11 protein-coding genes and 1 pseudogene are annotated in these 17,515 nt (G+C 56.2%); 8 read left to right on the top strand and 4 right to left on the bottom strand.

All coding sequences use genetic code 11. The annotated features are described in order from the left end of the window. Positions 1 to 116 precede the first annotated feature (116 nt). Both yqeB and yqeC read right to left on the bottom strand, forming a co-directional pair. Positions 117 to 1,706, bottom strand: a complete 1,590-nt coding sequence (gene yqeB, locus BMI79_RS10780) for a selenium-dependent molybdenum cofactor biosynthesis protein YqeB (protein ID WP_076942149.1) — start codon at positions 1,704 to 1,706, stop codon at positions 117 to 119. Positions 1,707 to 1,715: 9 nt separating this feature from the next. Further along, positions 1,716 to 2,495, bottom strand: coding sequence for a selenium cofactor biosynthesis protein YqeC (gene yqeC, locus BMI79_RS10775; RefSeq protein ID WP_076942148.1), 780 nt, complete (start codon positions 2,493 to 2,495; stop codon positions 1,716 to 1,718). A gap of 446 nt (positions 2,496 to 2,941) precedes the next feature. Between yqeC and ygfK the strand changes: the two genes are divergently transcribed. The 8 genes and pseudogenes from ygfK to BMI79_RS10735 all read left to right on the top strand — a co-directional run. Further along, positions 2,942 to 6,049 carry a putative selenate reductase subunit YgfK gene (gene ygfK, locus BMI79_RS10770; protein WP_076942147.1) on the top strand — a complete coding sequence of 1,036 codons (3,108 nt, stop codon included), beginning with the start codon at positions 2,942 to 2,944 and terminating at the stop codon, positions 6,047 to 6,049. A 2-nt stretch (positions 6,050 to 6,051) separates the two neighbouring features. Beyond that, positions 6,052 to 7,380, top strand: coding sequence for a putative aminohydrolase SsnA (ssnA, locus tag BMI79_RS10765; protein WP_076942146.1), 1,329 nt, complete (start codon positions 6,052 to 6,054; stop codon positions 7,378 to 7,380). A gap of 51 nt (positions 7,381 to 7,431) precedes the next feature. Beyond that, positions 7,432 to 8,208, top strand: a complete 777-nt coding sequence (ygfM, locus tag BMI79_RS10760; RefSeq protein WP_076942145.1) for a molybdopterin-dependent oxidoreductase FAD-binding subunit — start codon at positions 7,432 to 7,434, stop codon at positions 8,206 to 8,208. Then, positions 8,208 to 11,087 (top strand): molybdopterin-dependent oxidoreductase Mo/Fe-S-binding subunit, encoded by a 2,880-nt coding sequence (locus tag BMI79_RS10755; RefSeq protein ID WP_076942366.1) that lies wholly within the window; start codon positions 8,208 to 8,210, stop codon positions 11,085 to 11,087. The genes ygfM and BMI79_RS10755 overlap by 1 nt, the downstream gene beginning before the upstream one ends. A 207-nt stretch (positions 11,088 to 11,294) precedes the next feature. After that, the gene (locus BMI79_RS10750) at positions 11,295 to 12,710 is read left to right on the top strand and encodes a nucleobase:cation symporter-2 family protein (protein ID WP_076942144.1); all 1,416 of its coding nucleotides are present in this window, start codon (positions 11,295 to 11,297) and stop codon (positions 12,708 to 12,710) included. A 33-nt stretch (positions 12,711 to 12,743) separates the two neighbouring features. Next, a complete protein-coding gene (guaD, locus tag BMI79_RS10745) occupies positions 12,744 to 14,060 on the top strand; it encodes a guanine deaminase (protein ID WP_076942143.1) in 1,317 nt (438 codons plus the stop codon). 45 nt (positions 14,061 to 14,105) lie between these two features. Next, complete coding sequence (locus tag BMI79_RS10740) at positions 14,106 to 15,470, top strand: NCS2 family permease (protein WP_076942142.1); 1,365 nt, start codon at positions 14,106 to 14,108, stop codon at positions 15,468 to 15,470. A 354-nt stretch (positions 15,471 to 15,824) separates the two neighbouring features. Continuing rightward, positions 15,825 to 16,091, top strand: a pseudogene (locus BMI79_RS10735) (Rpn family recombination-promoting nuclease/putative transposase); the annotation flags it as partial. Between the two features lie 63 nt (positions 16,092 to 16,154). Here BMI79_RS10735 and xdhC read toward each other — a convergent pair. Further along, positions 16,155 to 16,631 (bottom strand): xanthine dehydrogenase iron sulfur-binding subunit XdhC, encoded by a 477-nt coding sequence (xdhC, locus tag BMI79_RS10730; protein ID WP_076942140.1) that lies wholly within the window; start codon positions 16,629 to 16,631, stop codon positions 16,155 to 16,157. Beyond that, positions 16,628 to 17,506 (bottom strand): xanthine dehydrogenase FAD-binding subunit XdhB, encoded by an 879-nt coding sequence (gene xdhB, locus BMI79_RS10725; protein ID WP_076942139.1) that lies wholly within the window; start codon positions 17,504 to 17,506, stop codon positions 16,628 to 16,630. Before xdhB ends, xdhC begins: the two co-directional genes overlap by 4 nt. Positions 17,507 to 17,515: the final 9 nt, after the last annotated feature.

Here is a 17,515-nt window from a genome sequence, read left to right as displayed (position 1 = left end):
GTAAAATGTTTAGCGACCGAAATAAATACTCGTCTAACTTGTGAACAAGCTATCTTCTGCATGGTGCAAAATTGTACTTAACTGATTCGGATATCAACTCGCAAATGGTACCATCATTACCCCCGCCCCAGCTTCATGAGCGCCTCAAGCACCGCACCACCAATCGCCCGCGCTTTATCCGACACCGTGGTGTAATCTGCCTCGGCACCGCGCGGATCGATATCGCCGATCTTGCAGCCGGTTTTTACCTCCAGCCCGGCCTGCAGCAGCCCGCGCACCATGCCGGAAAGCGGTGCGATCACCGGTGTTTCACCGCAGTGGGCGATAATATCCCCTTCCTGCACCAAATCCCCTAGCGCCACGCAGCAACGCATCACGCCGTCCGCTGGCGCGCGGATCACCCGGCGCGCGGTATGGCCGCCGATATTGCCGGGGATGCCGGTATTCGGGTGGGTATAACCCTGGTAAATCACCCGCCCCAACTCATGGCCGCGATGGGTTTCAATTACCGCGTCGCAATCCTGCCCGGCGTTGAAACCGGGGCCGAGGGCGACGGTGAACGGCGCCATCGAGCGCTGAGTGCCCAGGTTTTGCTTGGCCAGAATGGCATCCACCAGAAAACGTGGCTTGAGCTGCTCCAGTGACTGGGCTGCGCCGTCTATCAGCAGCGGGATTTCGCCGCGGTTGATCAACTCGAAAGCTTCATCAACGTCTTTTGCCAGGCGGCCGGTCACCCCTTCAACGCAGGCTTGGCCGTCAAACATCGCCTGCGCAAAGGCCACCGTGCGGCGGATAGCGGTGGGTTGGGCAATATCCAACATGACTACCTGAAAACCGGCATGATAAAGCCGCAGCGCCACGCCGGTGGCGATATCACCCGCCCCGCGGATCACCACCAGTTTGTCACGCGTCAGCCGGATATCCTCTTTCATCAGGCCGCCTGGTGATTGGTTTTTAATCTGTAACAGCTCCGCCAGCACGCTGATGGCGATCTCTTCCGGCGTTTCTGCACCAATGTTATAGCCGATGGGCGCGTGGAGCCTGGCAATGTCGGTTTCGCTGATGCCGCATTGCCTGAGTCGGTGGGTAAAGGTCTGCACTTTGCGGCGGCTGGCGAGCAACCCCAAGTAGCGCAGCGGCTGGCCGATCAGCGCGTTTAACGCTTCGCAATCCTGATTGTTGGTGGCGATGATCACAAAGTTGCTGGGCTCGATATTCATTTTGCTGATGGCGGCCGGGAAGCTCTCGTCATGCACCAGGGTGGTGCCCGGTGGGAACAGGGCGGCATCGAGGCTAGCAGGATAAATATCGGTAACGTGAATATCGAACCCCAAAGGCTTGGCGGCGTGGGCGATAGCGCGGTTGACGTGCCCGGCACCGATCAACACCAGGCGTGGACGCAGGCCGTGCACATCAATATAAACCGACATCGCGCCGCCACAGTCTGAGCCCACCGCATCCTGGCCGTTACGCGCCATGCGGCCATGAAACACCCGGGCCTTGCGTTCGGCAATGGCGGCGATGGCCTGCTCGATCACCAGGCGTTCAATCATGCCGCCACCGATGGTGCCGATACAGCCGCCATCGGCCATCACCAACATTTGCCCAGAGTGGCGCGGCGTGGAGCCACGGCTTTCAATAATCTGGGCGATCGCAAAGGGCCGGTTTTCCTCTTCCAGTCGCGCCGCTTCGGCGAAGATATTCATGCTGACCTCTTATTTAGGATATCTGCGTGGTAACCAGTGGTGGATCGGCGGGTTGTGCTGCACGGCGCCAAACCAGATGGCGCTGAGCGCCGCATCTTGCTGCAATAGCTCAAGCCAGGCGGGATCGGGCTGATTATCACAATGAGAAAACTGATTGATCAGCCAAATCCGGCGCGCACCGGCTGGCGCACCTTTGAACATCCCTTGCGGGTGGGCAATCAAGGTACGGAATACCCGGCTATCAAGCGCCTCACCGGCAGCGATCCCGGTCAGCGCCGAGAAAAACGCCCAGCGGTGAATCTGCTGTGGATCGGCAGGGCGATTAATCACCTGGCCCCCGGTTAGCGCGATGACACAATCACTGCTGGAGGGGATGCAAGGTTCATGCCTTGCCGGGGCTTTCAGCGGTAAACCGTGCGCACCGTCGGCTTCCACCAGGATCACGTCAAATTCCCCCTGCTGCTTCATCTCGTCGAGCCGCTGGGGGCTAAACCCGTCAACCTTGTTATTCTGCGGCTGGTAATGGCTGAAGCTGGCGGTAATCGCCGCTGTCGGGTGGGCGGTGGGCCGTTGGCCGATGCACAACTGATGATAGGTGGCAGGAGCAGGGCGGTACATCTTGGTGGTGGTGGTAAACAGCACCCGTTTGCCCTGTTGATAGAATGCCTGTGCCAACCACAACAGGGTGCTGGTTTTGCCTCCGGCACCAATCAGGCTAATCAACAACGGTTTGCCATTATCCAAGCGCTGATATTCTTCCGTGAAGAGTTCCCGCAAGGCCGGAATCATAAATAAGCGATCTCATGAGTTAAAAAAGAATGCTGAAGCGTAATATGCCGTTTTTTATTTCTTCTGGGGGTTAATTACGCAGATTCTTTGATGTAATCGAGGTTTAGTAATTATTCATACTTTATCGATTGCGCTCACGAATTTATCCAAGCGTTCATTTTGCTGTATCAAAGTGATATTGAGAGGTTCATTTTTGATAATCAACGCTATGGGGTGAATAACGGTTGTTGCCCATCGGTATTCAGTGATTTTTATTCTCACTTGCGCCCGTGAGCTCCTTCACAAATAACAATAACAATTAGAACTGCCTCACGAATTTTATCCGTATACAACAGCGTAAAGAGTTTTGGCCTGATTGTTGCTGCGTTATGCCTAACCGAGGTGAAAAACCGCAAGCAGGTTTTTGCCGATCACCATTCAGGCATTTTTTCGCAAGGAGATAAGCTATGGGAGATATCATGCGTCCGGTTCCGTTCAAGGCGCTGTTAACCCGGATTTTCGAGGAATATCATGAGAATCGTTCCATTTTTGGTATTCCGGAGCAGCAGTTTTATCGCAAGCATGACGATCGGCAGATTAAGGTTTTCAATGAAAGCTGTGAAACTCCGCTCGGCCCGGCGGCTGGCCCGCATACGCAATTGGCGCAGAATATCATTGTTGCCTGGCTGACCGGCGGGCGGTTTATCGAATTGAAAACCGTACAAATCCTCGATCGCTTAGAAATTGAAAAACCCTGTATCGATGCTGAAGATGAATGCTTCAACACCGAATGGTCGACAGAATTTACTCTGCTCAAGGCCTATGATGAATATTTAAAAGCCTGGTTTGCCTTACATCTGCTGGAAGCAATGTTTGACCCGAGAGCGAAAGGGGAAAGTAAATCTTTTATTTTTAATATGAGCGTTGGCTATAACCTCGACGGTATCAAACAACCGCCGATGCAGGAATTCATCCATAATATGATCAATTCGGCCCAGCAGCCGAAATATGCCGAATATGCCAAGGTGCTCGGTGAATGGGTGAACAATGATGACTTTATTACCCGGTTCGATCTCTCTGCCCAGCGCAGCCTATTAAGCCAACTGCCAAGCACAATTCCGGCGCAATTGGTCAGCGGAATTACCCTTTCCACTATGCATGGCTGCCCGCCAAATGAAATCGAAGCTATCTGCCGCTATATGCTGGAAGAGAAACATCTCAACACCTTTGTGAAATTAAACCCGACGCTGCTGGGTTATCCGCGCGTACGGGCCATTCTGGATACCTGTGGTTTCGATTATATCGGCCTGAAAGAAGAATCCTTCGAGCACGATCTCAAGCTGGATCAGGCGGTAGCGATGCTGCGCCGCCTGGTTGCGCTGGGTAAACAGCACCAGTTGGGCTTTGGGGTTAAGCTCACTAACACGCTGGGGACCATCAACCACAAAGGTGCGTTGCCCGGCGAAGAGATGTACATGTCTGGCCGTGCGTTATTCCCGCTTTCTATTAACGTGGCGGCGGTGTTATCGCGCGAGTTTAACGGTGAACTGCCGATCTCCTATTCCGGCGGTGCCAGCAAGTTTAACATCCGCGATATTTTTGAAACCGGCATCCGGCCAATCACCATGGCCACCGATCTGCTGAAGCCCGGCGGTTATTTACGCCAGACTGAATGCCTGCGCGAGCTGGAGCAGTCGGCATGCTGGCAGATGACGCGCATTGACGTCGCCAAGCTGGAAGCGCTAGCAGAGAAAGCCGTCAGCATGGAATACACCCAGAAACACTGGAAAGCGCAGGATAGCATCGACGCCGGTGGCCCGCTGCCGATGATCGACTGCTACGTGGCACCCTGTGTTACCGCCTGCGCCATTAAGCAGGATATTCCGGAATATATCCGCTTGCTGGGGGAGCAGCGCTATGCCGATGCGCTGGAGCTGATTTATCAGCGCAACGCGTTACCGGCGATCACCGGCCATATTTGCGATCACCAGTGCCAGTACAACTGTACGCGCATCGATTACGACAGCGCGCTGAACATCCGTGAGCTGAAAAAGGTGGCGTTGGAGAAGGGCTGGGACGAATACCAGCGCCGCTGGCACAAGCCAGCGGGCTCCGGCAGCAAACACCCGGTGGCTATTTTAGGCGCTGGCCCTGCGGGGCTGTCCGCTGGTTACTTCCTGGCGCGCGCGGGCTATCAGGTCACGCTGTTTGAGCGTGAGCCGAATGCCGGTGGCGTGGTGAAAAACATCATTCCACATTTTCGTATTCCGGCCGAGGCCATTGAGCATGATATTGAGTTTGTTGCCGCGCATGGCGTGAAGTTTGTTTATGACTGCGACCCTGAACTGACGGTGGACAAGCTGCAACAGCAGGGCTTCGATTACGTATTCATCGGCATCGGCACTGATAAAAACAGCGGTGTGAAGCTGGCGGGTGATAACCGCAACGTCTACAAATCCTTGCCGTTCCTGCGCAATTTCAACCAGGGTAAGCCGATGAACCTGGGTAAACACGTGGCGGTGGTCGGTGCAGGCAATACGGCAATGGACTGCGCCCGTGCTGCGCTGAAAGTGCCGGGCGTGCAGGAGGTCACGGTGCTGTACCGCCGCACGCTGAACGAAATGCCTGCCTATCGTGAAGAGTATCTGGAAGCGGTGGAAGACCAGGTGAAGTTTATGTTCCTCACCAACCCGGAACATTTCGCTGCCAATGGCACCTTAACCGCCAGAGTGATGGCGTTGGGTGAGCCGGACGAGCAGGGCCGCCGTCGCCCGGTGCCGACCGAACAAACGCTTACGCTACAGTTTGATGCACTGATCACCGCGATTGGCGAACAGGCCGATGAAGAGGTGCTGCGCAAGCTGGGTGTGCCGCTGGATGCCGCCGGTTACCCGCAGGTTAATACCGTCACCGGTGAAACCACCCGGCCGAATGTGTTCCTGATTGGCGATGTACAGCGCGGCCCGTCATCGATCGTCGCCGCCATCGGCAGCGCCCGCAGCGCGGCAGAAACGGTGCTGGCACGGGAAAATGTCAAAACCCATCACCAAGACAAATACTGGTCGAATGTCGATCCGGTGGAGGTCTATCGCCGCAAAGGGGTGATTGCGGTTTCGGTGGTGGATAAAACGGATCGCGAAGCCTTTGTGGCACAGGAAGCGCAGCGTTGTCTGGAATGCAACTACGTGTGCAGCAAATGTGTTGACGTCTGCCCGAACCGCGCCAACGTGTCGATCGCGATACCGGGCTTCCGTGACCGTTTCCAGACCCTGCATTTGGATGCCTACTGCAACGAATGCGGCAACTGCGCCCAGTTCTGCCCATGGCAGGGCAAGCCCTACAAAGACAAAGTCACCGTTTTCAACCTGCCGCAGGATTTTGCCAACAGTACCAACGCCGGTTTTCTGGTGAACGGTCAGCAGGTCAGCGTGCGCCAGGGGGAAAATGTTTATCAACTGCAGATAGGCGATAACGGCCAGATCAGGCAGGTGCCGCAGGAGTTGGAGGCGATGTGCCACATCATCAACCATGTGTATGCCCATCATCATTATCTGTTGGGTCAGGTGGAGGCGTAATCATGCTGATTTTAACTAATGCCACTGCCGTGCAGCTTGAGCCAGCCAGCGTTCAGTACGGGATCGACATCGCCATTGAAGGGGCGTTGATCAAGGAGGTGGGCCCGGGGCTGGCGGCAAAATATCCGCAGGCGGAAACCCGCAATATGCACGGCAAGCTGGTGATGCCAGGGATCGTTTGTGCGCATAACCACTTCTACTCCGGCTTGTCGCGCGGCATTATGGCCAACATTGCGCCATGCCCGGATTTTATCTCCACGCTGAAAAACCTGTGGTGGCGTCTCGATCGCGCGTTGGACGAGGAGTCGCTGTATTACAGCGGCCTGATCTGCTCGCTGGAAGCCATCAAGAGCGGCTGTACTGCGGTGATCGACCACCACGCCTCGCCGAATTTTATCGCCGGATCGCTGAAAACCCTGCGTGCAGGCTTTATCAAAGCCGGGCTGCGTGGCATGACCTGCTTTGAAACCACCGATCGCAACGGCGGCAACCGTGAATTGCAGGCTGGCGTTGAGGAGAATATCGCCTTTGCGCGCCTTATCGACAGCGCTAAAGCCGCGGGTAAGGAACCCTACCTGGTAGAGGCACACATCGGTGCCCATGCCCCTTTCACCGTGGCTGAGGCCGGGTTGGAGATGCTGCGCGAAGCGGTGCTGAGCACCGGGCGCGGGCTGCATATTCACGCCGCTGAAGACCGTTATGATGTGTCACACAGCCATGACAAATACGGCCAAGACCTGATGGCACGCCTGGCACGGTACGATCTGCTCGGTGCTAAAACGCTGGTGGCTCACGGCCTGTACCTTTCCGCTGCCGACATCGAGCTGATTAACCAGCACGATGCCTTCCTGGTACACAACGCTCGTTCCAACATGAATAACCATGTTGGTTACAACCATCAACTGGCGCAGTACCGCAACCTGGCGCTCGGCACCGACGGCATTGGTTCAGATATGTTTGAAGAGCTGAAATTTGCCTACTTCAAGCACCGTGATGCCGGCGGTACGCTGTGGCCGGACAGCTTTGCTCGCTTTCTGGCAAACGGCAATCAACTGCTGGCGCGCAACTTTGGTGCCCGCTTCGGCTGCCTGGCGGCAGGTTACAAAGCGGATCTCACTATCTGTGACTATTCCTCACCTACGCCGCTGGCGGCGCAGAATGTCGCTGGGCATCTGGCCTTCGGCATGGGGGCGAGCAGCGTGAACAGCGTAATGGTAGAAGGCAACATGGTCTATCAGGATGGCAAATTCCCATTCGATGTTGAACCAATCTACGCCGAGGCGCGCAAGGTTGCCGCCCAGCTCTGGAAACGTATGGACGCCTTGAACTAAGCAGGTTGCCGCCCCGAAGAACGGGGCGGTTAACCTTGATGAGGGTGAAAAATGATTGAGCAATTCTATCGGCCGGAATCGGTGCAGCAGGCCCTGGAGCTGAAACGCCAATTTCTTGATGAAGCGGTGTACTTCGGCGGTGGCAGCAAGTTGAACGCCACACCCACTAAAACCGAGAAAAAGATCGCCATTGCGTTGACACAGCTGGGGCTCGACCAGTTGAGCTGGCAACAGGGTGCGCTGCATATCGGTGTCACCATTCCCTTACAGAAACTGATCGATTCAACGTTGACCCCGCCTGCGCTGCGAGAGGCGCTGGGCTTTGTTTATTCCCGCCATATCCGCAATCAGGCCACGCTGGGAGGGGAGATCGCCGCGGCACCCAAAGACTCGGTGTTGCTTCCGGTGTTGCTGGCGTTGAGCGCCAAGGTGGTGATTGGCGACGGTAATACTCTGGAACTGGGGGATTATCTGGCAGGCGCCCAGCAAGAATTATTGCTGGAGTTGGTGTTGCCAGATCCTTATCGCCGTTGCGCCACGCACAAGGTTGCCCGCTCGGCGGCCGGGCTGGCGGTGCTGACCGCCGCCGTTTCGTGCGATGCGCAGCAAAAGGTCCGTATCGCTCTGAGCGGTGTCGTCGCGCGGCCAAGCCGCCTGCGTGATGCCGAGCAAATGGGCCTGAGCGGCCCGGCGCTGGAAAAAGTGGTGGCCGAAGCGGTAGCTCCAGAAGCCGATCTCTGCGGCAGCGTGGCCTATAAACGCTACATCAGCGGCGTGGTCGTGGCCGATCTGCTCGCCAGTTGCCAGGCATCAGGAGGGGTACAATGATCAATATTCGCTTTACGCTTAATGACAGCGAGCAGGTGATGCAGTGCCAACCCGGCGAAAACGTGCAGCAACTGCTGTTTAAGCTGGGAATGCATTCGGTACGTAACAGCGATGATGGATTCGGCTTTGCCGGTTCGGATGCCGTTATGTACAACGGCGTGGTGGTTAACGCCTCTTTGCTGATCGCCGCTCAGCTTGACGGCGCGGTGGTCACTACCGCAGAAGCGCTAGGGAGCTGGAACCAACTGAGCCTGGTGCAGCAGGCGATGGTGGACGTCGGGGTTGTGCAGTCCGGCTATAACGATCCGGCGGCGGCGCTGATCCTGACGGATTTGCTGGAGCGCATTGCAGCACCAACGCGCGCGCAGATCGACGATGCGCTGTCGGGGCTGTTCAGCCGCGATGCCGGTTACCAGCAGTTTTATCAGGTGGTGGCACTGGCGGTGGCGCGTCGCAGCGATCCTGAGTTTCAGGCACCGGCAGCCCCCGAATTTCGCAGCGATCTCAACGTGGTTGGCAAGCTATGCCCGAAAGTGGACGCGGCAAAAATGGTGCAGGCCAAGCCTTGCTACGTTGAAGATCGCGTGGCGCGTAATGCCTGCATTATCAAGATGCTGCGCAGCCCGCATCCTCATGCGCTGATTACCCGCCTGGACGTCAGCAAAGCTGAGGCGTTGCCGGGGGTGGTGCATGTGATCACCCACCTCAACTGCCCGGATATTTACTACACCCCTGGTGGGCAGAGCGCGCCGGAACCTTCGCCGTTGGATCGCCGGATGTTTGGCCAGAAGCTGCGCCACGTGGGCGATCGGGTCGCGGCGGTGGTGGCCGAGAGCGAAGCGATCGCGCAGGCGGCGCTGGGGTTGATTGAGGTCGAATATCAGGTGTTACAGCCGGTGATGTCGATTGATGAAGCGATGGCGGAAGGCGCACCGCTGGTGCATGACGAGCCGATTATCTACGTCAACGGTGCTCCGGCCGATTTGGCCGAGCAGAATCGAGGTTCTGCACAGCGCGCAGGCGAACATCTGACGATCAACTTCCCGATTGGCGCCAAACCGCATCGCAATATTGCTGCCGCAGTTCATGGGCAGATTGGCAATGTGGACAAGGGTTTTGCCGAAGCGGATGTGGTGCTGGAACGCACTTACGAATCCAAACAGGTACAGCAATGCCCGGCAGAAAAACACGTTTGTTACACCTATATGGATGGCGATCGGCTGGTGATCCACGCCTCAACCCAGGTGCCATGGCACCTGCGCCGCCAGGTGGCGCGCATTGTCGGGCTGAAGCAGCATAAAGTGCACGTGATCAAAGAGCGCGTGGGCGGTGGTTTTGGCTCCAAGCAGGACATTCTGCTGGAAGAGGTCTGCGCATGGGCGACCTGCGTCACCGGCCGCGCGGTCTATTTTCACTATACCCGCGAAGAGGAGTTCATCAGCAACACCTCGCGCCACGTGGCGAAAGTGAAGGTGAAGATCGGGGCGAAAAAGGATGGCCGCCTGACGGCGATCGACATGAACTTCCTCGCCAATACCGGCCCTTATGGCAACCACGCGCTGACGGTGCCCAGCAACGGCCCGGCGCTGTCGCTGCCGCTGTATCCGTGTGAAAACGTCAATTTCCAGGTCACCACCTATTACAGCAATATCTGCCCGAACGGTGCCTATCAGGGCTACGGTGCGCCGAAAGGCAACTTCGCCCTGACTATGATTTTGGCCGAATTGGCCGAAAAACTGGGGCGCGATCCGCTGGAGATTATTGAGCTCAACCGGGTGGTGGAAGGGCAGGAGCTGAAGATCCTCGGGGCGATCGGCGAAGGCAAAATGCCAACCTCGGTGCCCCGCGCCGCCAGCTGTGCGCTGGAGCCGATTTTGCGTAAAGGGCGTGAACTGATCCGCTGGAACTCAGCGAAGGCGAAAAACGGCGACTGGCAGATTGGCCGTGGCGTTGCGATTATCATGCAGAAATCCGGCATCCCGGATATCGATCAGGCTAACTGCATGATTAAGCTCGAGTCGGACGGCACCTTTATCGTTCACTCTGGCGGTGCGGATATCGGCACCGGGCTGGATACGGTAGTTGGCAAGTTGGCGGCTGAAGTGCTGTGTTGCCCGTTTGCCGATGTGCACGTGATCTCAGGTGATACCGATCACGCCCTGTTTGATAAAGGGGCCTACGCTTCTTCCGGCACCTGCTTCTCCGGCAATGCGGCGAAAAACGCGGCAGAAAACCTCAAGGCAAAAATCCTGTTCCACGGTGCGCAGATGCTGGGTGAGCCTGAGGCCGATGTGGCATTGGTGGCTCCCGGCGTAGTGCGCGGTAAACAAGGCGAAGTGTCATTCGCGCAGATCGCCCACAAAGCGGAGACCGGCACCGGTTTTGGCACCCTGGTGGCCACCGCGAGCTATATCACTTCTGATTTTGCCTTCCCGTTCGGTGCCAACTTCGCCGAAGTGGCGGTGAATACCCGCACCGGTGAGATCCGCCTGGATAAGTTCTACGCCCTGTTGGACTGCGGCACGCCGGTTAACCCGGAACTGGCGCTGGGGCAGATTTACGGCGCTTCCCTACGCGCCATCGGCCACAGCATGTCGGAAGAGATTATCTACGATCGCCAAGGGGTGCCGATCACCCGTGACCTGCAAAGCTACGGCGCGCCGAAAATTGGCGATATCCCGAGCGATTTTCAGGCGTTCCTGGTGCCGAGCGACGACCACGTGGGGCCATACGGTGCCAAGTCGATCTCGGAAATCGGCGTTAACGGCGCGGCTCCGGCTATCGCCATGGCAATTCATGACGCCTGCGGCGTCTGGCTGCGGGAATGGCATTTCACACCGGAAAAAGTCCTGAGGGGGTTAAATAAGCTGTCAGCGTGAGCCCAGATGCCCGTCGTTTTTAATCGGTAATTAAAAAGGCGGCGGGCAGAAGCGATTCAATACTGTTATTGCCGCCATACAGAGAATGAGCGAAATAAAAAGCTCAGGCTGCCCCGTGGAATCAATATGGCGAAAGTGCAGGGCGTGGAGCAGTTAACGCGTGTCTATTGAATCAGATGATCAAATTTACTGGAAGGGAGTAAAGGGATGTCTGATATACCGACCGAAAATAGTGACATTATTTATCGCGTCAACGATAAGCCGCCGTTTAATCAATGCATTATTGGTGCTGTCACCCATTTATTGGCTATTTTTGTGCCAATGGTGGCTCCGGCATTAATTGTTGGTGCCGCACTGAATCTTCCAACGGAGATTACCGCCTATCTGGTTTCAATGGCAATGATTGCATCGGGTATAGGCACCTGGCTACAGGTGAATCGCTATGGCCGCATCGGTTCCGGTTTATTGTCGATCCAATCGGTTAACTTCTCTTTTGTCACCGTGATGATCGCCTTAGGCAGCACCATGAAAGCAGATGGTCTGCATGCGGATGCGATGCTTTCTACTTTGCTTGGCGTCTCTTTTGTCGGCGCTTTTCTGGTGGTGGGTTCCTCGTTTATTTTGCCTTATCTGAAGCGGGTGATTACGCCAACGGTCAGCGGCATTGTGGTACTGATGATTGGCCTGAGCCTGATCAAGGTGGGCATTATCGACTTTGGCGGCGGTATTTCGGCTAAAAGCAGCGGTACCTATGGTAACTATGAAAATATTGGCGTTGGCTTGTTAGTGCTGCTGGTGGTGATTGCCTTTAACTGCTGCCAAAACGCGCTGCTGCGCATGGGGGGGATCGCTATTGGCATCGTCGCGGGTTATGTCGTGGCGCTGTGTTTGGGTATGGTCGATTTTTCCGTATTGCATAACTTGCCGTTGATGACCGTGCCGGTCCCTTTTAAGTATGGGTTTTCATTTGATTTACATGCTTTTATGGTGGCAGGGATCATCTACATGCTGAGCGTACTGGAGGCGGTAGGGAGCATCACCGCGACCGCCATGGTCTCTAATCAGCCAATTGATGGCCCAGATTACACTTCGCGCCTCAGTGGCGGTGTATTAGCCGATGGCCTGGTGTCGGTGATTGCCGCCATGCTGGGGTCATTACCGCTGACCACCTTTTCCCAGAATAACGGCGTGATTCAAATGACCGGCGTGGCGTCGCGCCATATTGGCAAATATATTGCCGTGATTCTGGTTTTTCTGGGGCTATTCCCAGCGATTGGCCGTTTTTTTACTACTATCCCAGCCCCAGTTTTGGGGGGCTCAATGACGCTGATGTTTTCGATGATCGCCATCGCCGGGATCCGCATCATTATTTCCAACGGATTAAACCGTCGGGAAACCATTATTGTTGCCACCTCTCTGGGGCTGGGCCTTGGCGTTTCTTACGATCCAGAAGTGTTCCGCGTATTACCTGCCTCAATTTACGTTTTGGTGGAAAACCCGATCTGCGCCGGTGGCCTGACGGCTATTTTCCTGAACTTGCTGATCCCGCTGAATAATAACGAAGGCCGCTGCATCGATACCGCCGAATTGGAAATCACCTCAGCGGAAAAAAATACGGATTAACGTTACCCGTTTATTGCTAAAAGGAATGTATGTATGGAGTGTGAATCCTCAATTAAGGCCGTGCGGGGCAGTTTTTTGGATATTACCCGTACCGTGCAGTGCCCTGAAGAAATTGAAGGCCATCTGCGTTTTATCAAAGACGGCTTATTGTTAATCCGTAATGGCCGTGTGGACTGGTTTGGCACCTGGGCCGATGGGCATCAGCGCATCCCCGCCAGCATTCGGGTGCGTGATTACAGTGGCAAAATGATCGTACCAGGGTTTGTTGATACCCATATTCATTACCCGCAATGCGAAATGGTGGGGGCTTATGGCGAGCAGTTGCTGGATTGGCTGAACAAGCACACCTTCCCGGCAGAAAAACGCTATAACGACCTGGAATATGCGCGGGAAATGTCGGCCTTTTTCATCAAGCAACTGCTGCGCAATGGCACCACCACCGCGCTGGTGTTTGGCACCGTGCACCCGGAATCGATTGAGGCGCTGTTTGAGGCGGCGCACCACATCAATATGCGGTTGATTGCTGGCAAGGTGATGATGGATCGCCACGCGCCGGATTATCTGCTGGACACCGCAGAAAGCAGCTATACCCAGAGCAAAGCGCTGATTGAGCGCTGGCATCGCAATGGCCGCCTGCTGTACGCCATCACGCCGCGCTTTGCGCCGACCTCGACGCCAGAACAGCTGGCGGTAGCCCAGCGGCTGCGCCAGGAGTATCCGGATACCTATCTGCATACCCATTTATCGGAAAACAAAGAAGAAATCGCCTGGGTGAAAGCCTTGTACCCGGAGCGTAAAAGCTATCTGGATGTTTACCATCATTACGGTTTGACCGGCAAAAACAGCGTGTTTGCCCACTGTATTCACCTGGAGGATGCCGAATGGGATTGCCTGCGTGATACCCATTCCTCCATCGCGTTTTGCCCAACCTCCAACCTGTATCTCGGCAGCGGTTTGTTCAATCTGCAAAACGCCTGGCGGAAAAGGGTCAAGGTGGGGATGGGCACTGATATCGGCGCGGGAACCACCTTCAATATGCTGCAAACGCTGAACGAAGCCTACAAGGTGATGCAACTGCAAAACTATCGGCTGTCGGCCTATGAGGCGTTTTATCTGGCTACGTTGGGCGGTGCCGATGCGCTCGGGCTGGCAGAAACCATTGGCAATTTCAACCTTGGGAAAGAGGCGGATTTCGTGGTGCTGGAACCAACGGCCACGCCGCTGCAACAGCTGCGCTATGACAACTCAAACACCTTGATCGATAAGCTATTTGTCATGATGACGCTTGGAGATGACCGGTCGATTTATCGCACCTATGTGGATGGCCGGTTGGTCTATGAACGCACTTAAAGAAGCGTAGTTGATAACGAATGCAGACCTTAAGAGGGTATAGCAATGTCTAATCATTTTTCGCAAGTGACGTCAGAGAAAGCAACCCGTTCGATAGACGCCTATTTTAACATTAGCGCGCGGGGCAGCAGTATACGGCAGGAGGTGCTGGCAGGGTTGACCACCTTTTTGGCGATGGTCTACTCGGTGATTGTGGTGCCCGGCATGTTGGGCAAGGCCGGTTTCCCCCCCGCCGCGGTGTTTGTCGCCACTTGCCTGGTGGCCGGTGTCGGCTCGTTGGTGATGGGGCTGTGGGCCAACCTGCCAATGGCGATCGGCTGTGCCATTTCCTTGACGGCGTTTACCGCTTTCAGCCTGGTGCTGGGCCAGCACATCAGCATTCCGGTGGCGTTGGGGGCGATCTTCCTGATGGGGCTGCTGTTTACCGCTATTTCGGTGACCGGCGTGCGCTCGTGGATTTTACGCAATCTGCCGATGGGCATTGCCCATGGCACCGGGATTGGCATCGGCCTGTTCCTGCTGCTGATTGCCGCCAACGGTGTTGGCATGGTGATCAAGAACCCACTGGATGGTTTACCGGTGGCGCTGGGATCGTTTGTTTCTTTCCCGGTGATGATGTCGCTGCTGGGGTTGGCGGTAATCCTCGGGCTGGAGAAACTGCGCGTGCCGGGCGGAATTTTATTGGTGATCGTCGGTATCTCCATCGTTGGCCTGATCTTTGATCCGAACGTGAAGTATCAGGGGTTATTTGCATTGCCGAGCCTGAGCGGGCCGGATGGGCAATCGCTGATTTTCAGCCTGGACATCAAAGGCGCACTGAATCCGCTGGTGTTGCCGAGCGTGCTGGCGTTGGTGATGACGGCGGTGTTTGATGCCACCGGTACCATCCGCGCGGTGGCCGGGCAGGCCAATCTGCTGGATCAGGACGGGCAGATTATCAACGGTGGCCGGGCGTTAACCGCCGACTCGATGAGCAGTATGTTCTCTGCCCTGGTCGGCGCTTCACCGGCTGCGGTCTATATTGAGTCCGCAGCGGGAACGGCGGCCGGGGGCAAGACCGGCGTCACTGCGGCGGTGGTGGGGGTGTTGTTCCTGCTGATGCTGTTTCTGTCACCGTTATCCTATCTGGTACCCGGCTACGCTACCGCCCCTGCGCTGATGTACGTTGGCCTGCTGATGCTGAGCAACGTCACTAAACTGGATTTCAACGACTTTGTAGATGCAATGTCTGGCCTGGTGTGTGCGGTGTTTATCGTGCTGACCTGTAATATCGTCACCGGCATTATGTTGGGCTTCAGCACGCTGGTGATTGGCCGGGTATGCTCGAACGAGTGGCGCAAACTGAATATTGGCACGGTGATTATCGCGGCCGCGTTGGTGGCGTTCTATGCCGGGGGCTGGGCGATTTGATTGAGTTTTTTCTCTGTGGTCGTTCTTGTTCACAACGGTTTGGTCTATGTATGCAAGGTGTTATGGGAATGGCCAGAAACAGAGTGTCATTCTATGAAACGACAGTGATTGGCAATTGCAGGGCCCAAGGCGGGGCCCTGCACCCGCTGATATGGCAAGGGCCGGGGTGCAGGGGGCTGGCTCTTGAGCCCCCTGCTCGGGCGCGTTCATCGTGCTGCCGAATGAACACCAAATCTTTAGCGACCGAAATAAATACTCGTCCAGTATAGGAACAAGAGATGGTGTTATGTGAGGAAGATTTGCCAGGGTGTTCATAATATAAACACATAGCATCTTGTGGTAAGTTTAAGGCATATACAGGTAGGTGACACGGCCGTACCGGCAGCTTTTATCCGTGAATTGGCAAGTCGTGCACCACAGCATGAGGAGGTATTAATGACTATTGCACAGAAGCTTGAACAACAAGGCATTGAGAAGGGCCGTGTGGAAGGTCGTCAGGAAGGGGAGCGTGAAGCCACGTTGAAAATCGCCCGCTCCATGCTGGCTAACGGTCTTGATCGCACGCTGGTGATGGAACTGACCGGCCTTTCTGCCGAAGAGTTGGCGAAGATCCACCATTAGCCGTAGTGGCAGCGTCAGCGGTATGAAACCGGGCAGACGCTGCCGATGAGTTCAGTCAGCAAATCAACCCGGCGTTTCCTCATCCAGTAACTGCGCTTGCTGAACCGCCTTGACGATCGCGCTGTAGCCGGTGCAGCGGCATAAATTCCCGGCTAGACCGCGACGGATCTCCTGCTCGGTAAGGCGCTTGCCGCGAAAGCGTTCCACCATCGAAGTGCTCGCCATCACCAACCCCGGCGTACAAAACCCACATTGCACAGCCCCCGTATTCACATATGCCTGCTGCACGGCGGAGAGTTCGCCATTTTTCACCTCGCCTTCAGCCGTTCGAATCGATTTGCCATCGGCCCAAACCGCCAGATAAATACAGGTGTCGGTGGCGATACCATCGATCAGCACCGTACAGGCACCGCATTCACCGACGCTGCACCCTTGTTTGACGCTGCTGAGCCCTTGCTGGCGCAGTAACTCCATCAGCGACCAGCGGGGATCCACCGTGAACTGATACCGGCGGCCATTGATTGTGCAATTGATCATCATGATAACGCTCCTTCGGCGCGCTGAGCCGCCTGGGCCAGAACGCGTTCTGCCAATGTGCGGATGATGTGCAGGCGGAATTCTTTACTGGCCCGCCAGGATGAGCGCGGCAATACGTCGTGCAATACGGCCTCACGCACGGCGGCGAGGGTTTGTGCATTAACCGGGCGACCAAGCGCGGCGGCTTCGGCGTGGGGGGCGCGGATCGGCGTTGGCGCCGCAACGCCAAAGGCGATCTTCACCGCGCTGAAGTGACCGTTTTCAACTTTGCAGGCGGCGGCGCAGCCGATGGTGGCGATATCCATCGCGTCGCGCATGGCGTATTTGAAGTAGCTGGCACCATAGTGTTGGTAATGCTGTGGCCGAAACAGCAAGGCGACCACCACTTCACTGTGCTCCAGCGCCACCTTGCCGGGGCCGGTATGGAACCCGAGTAACGGCGTGCGGCGCAACCCTGTAACGGTAGCGATCTCCAACTCGGCCTCCATCACTACGCAAGGTGACGCCGAATCGGCGCTGGTGGCTCCGTTGCAGATATTGCCGCCCAGCGTGGCACGGTTACGCACCTGCGGCCCGGCGATGGTAGCGGCGGCTTCGGCCAGCACGGGGACGTAACGCTGAACCAATGGGGAGTCGATAATCTGGCTGAAGGTGGTGCCGCTGCCGACGCGCAGCGTGCCATCCGGCAGCAGGTTGATGCCGTTCAATTCTGCCAAATCATGAATATCCACCAGGTGGCGATATTTGTCGTTCATATGGTGCAGTTGGATCAACACATCGGTACCGCCAGCAATCAGTTTTGCCTGGGGATCGGCCGCCAATTGCTGCACGGCATCGCCTATGCTGGCCGCTCGATAATAGTGTGCGATGTCGTACATGCCGTTCTC

It is taken from the genome of Serratia oryzae (assembly GCF_001976145.1).
Lineage (GTDB): Bacteria > Pseudomonadota > Gammaproteobacteria > Enterobacterales > Enterobacteriaceae > Chania > Chania oryzae.
This window is presented reverse-complemented; position numbering and strand designations above follow the sequence as displayed.

What these genes read in the sequence shown, in the direction of transcription:
- yqeB (WP_076942149.1), bottom strand. Translation starts at nt 1,706, where the DNA reads ATGAATATCTTCGCCGAAGCGGCGCGACTGGAAGAGGAAAACCGGCCC.
- yqeC (WP_076942148.1), bottom strand. Translation starts at nt 2,495, where the DNA reads ATGATTCCGGCCTTGCGGGAACTCTTCACGGAAGAATATCAGCGCTTG.
- ygfK (WP_076942147.1), top strand. Translation starts at nt 2,942, where the DNA reads ATGGGAGATATCATGCGTCCGGTTCCGTTCAAGGCGCTGTTAACCCGG.
- ssnA (WP_076942146.1), top strand. Translation starts at nt 6,052, where the DNA reads ATGCTGATTTTAACTAATGCCACTGCCGTGCAGCTTGAGCCAGCCAGC.
- ygfM (WP_076942145.1), top strand. Translation starts at nt 7,432, where the DNA reads ATGATTGAGCAATTCTATCGGCCGGAATCGGTGCAGCAGGCCCTGGAG.
- BMI79_RS10750 (WP_076942144.1), top strand. Translation starts at nt 11,295, where the DNA reads ATGTCTGATATACCGACCGAAAATAGTGACATTATTTATCGCGTCAAC.
- guaD (WP_076942143.1), top strand. Translation starts at nt 12,744, where the DNA reads ATGGAGTGTGAATCCTCAATTAAGGCCGTGCGGGGCAGTTTTTTGGAT.
- BMI79_RS10740 (WP_076942142.1), top strand. Translation starts at nt 14,106, where the DNA reads ATGTCTAATCATTTTTCGCAAGTGACGTCAGAGAAAGCAACCCGTTCG.
- xdhC (WP_076942140.1), bottom strand. Translation starts at nt 16,631, where the DNA reads ATGATGATCAATTGCACAATCAATGGCCGCCGGTATCAGTTCACGGTG.
- xdhB (WP_076942139.1), bottom strand. Translation starts at nt 17,506, where the DNA reads ATGTACGACATCGCACACTATTATCGAGCGGCCAGCATAGGCGATGCC.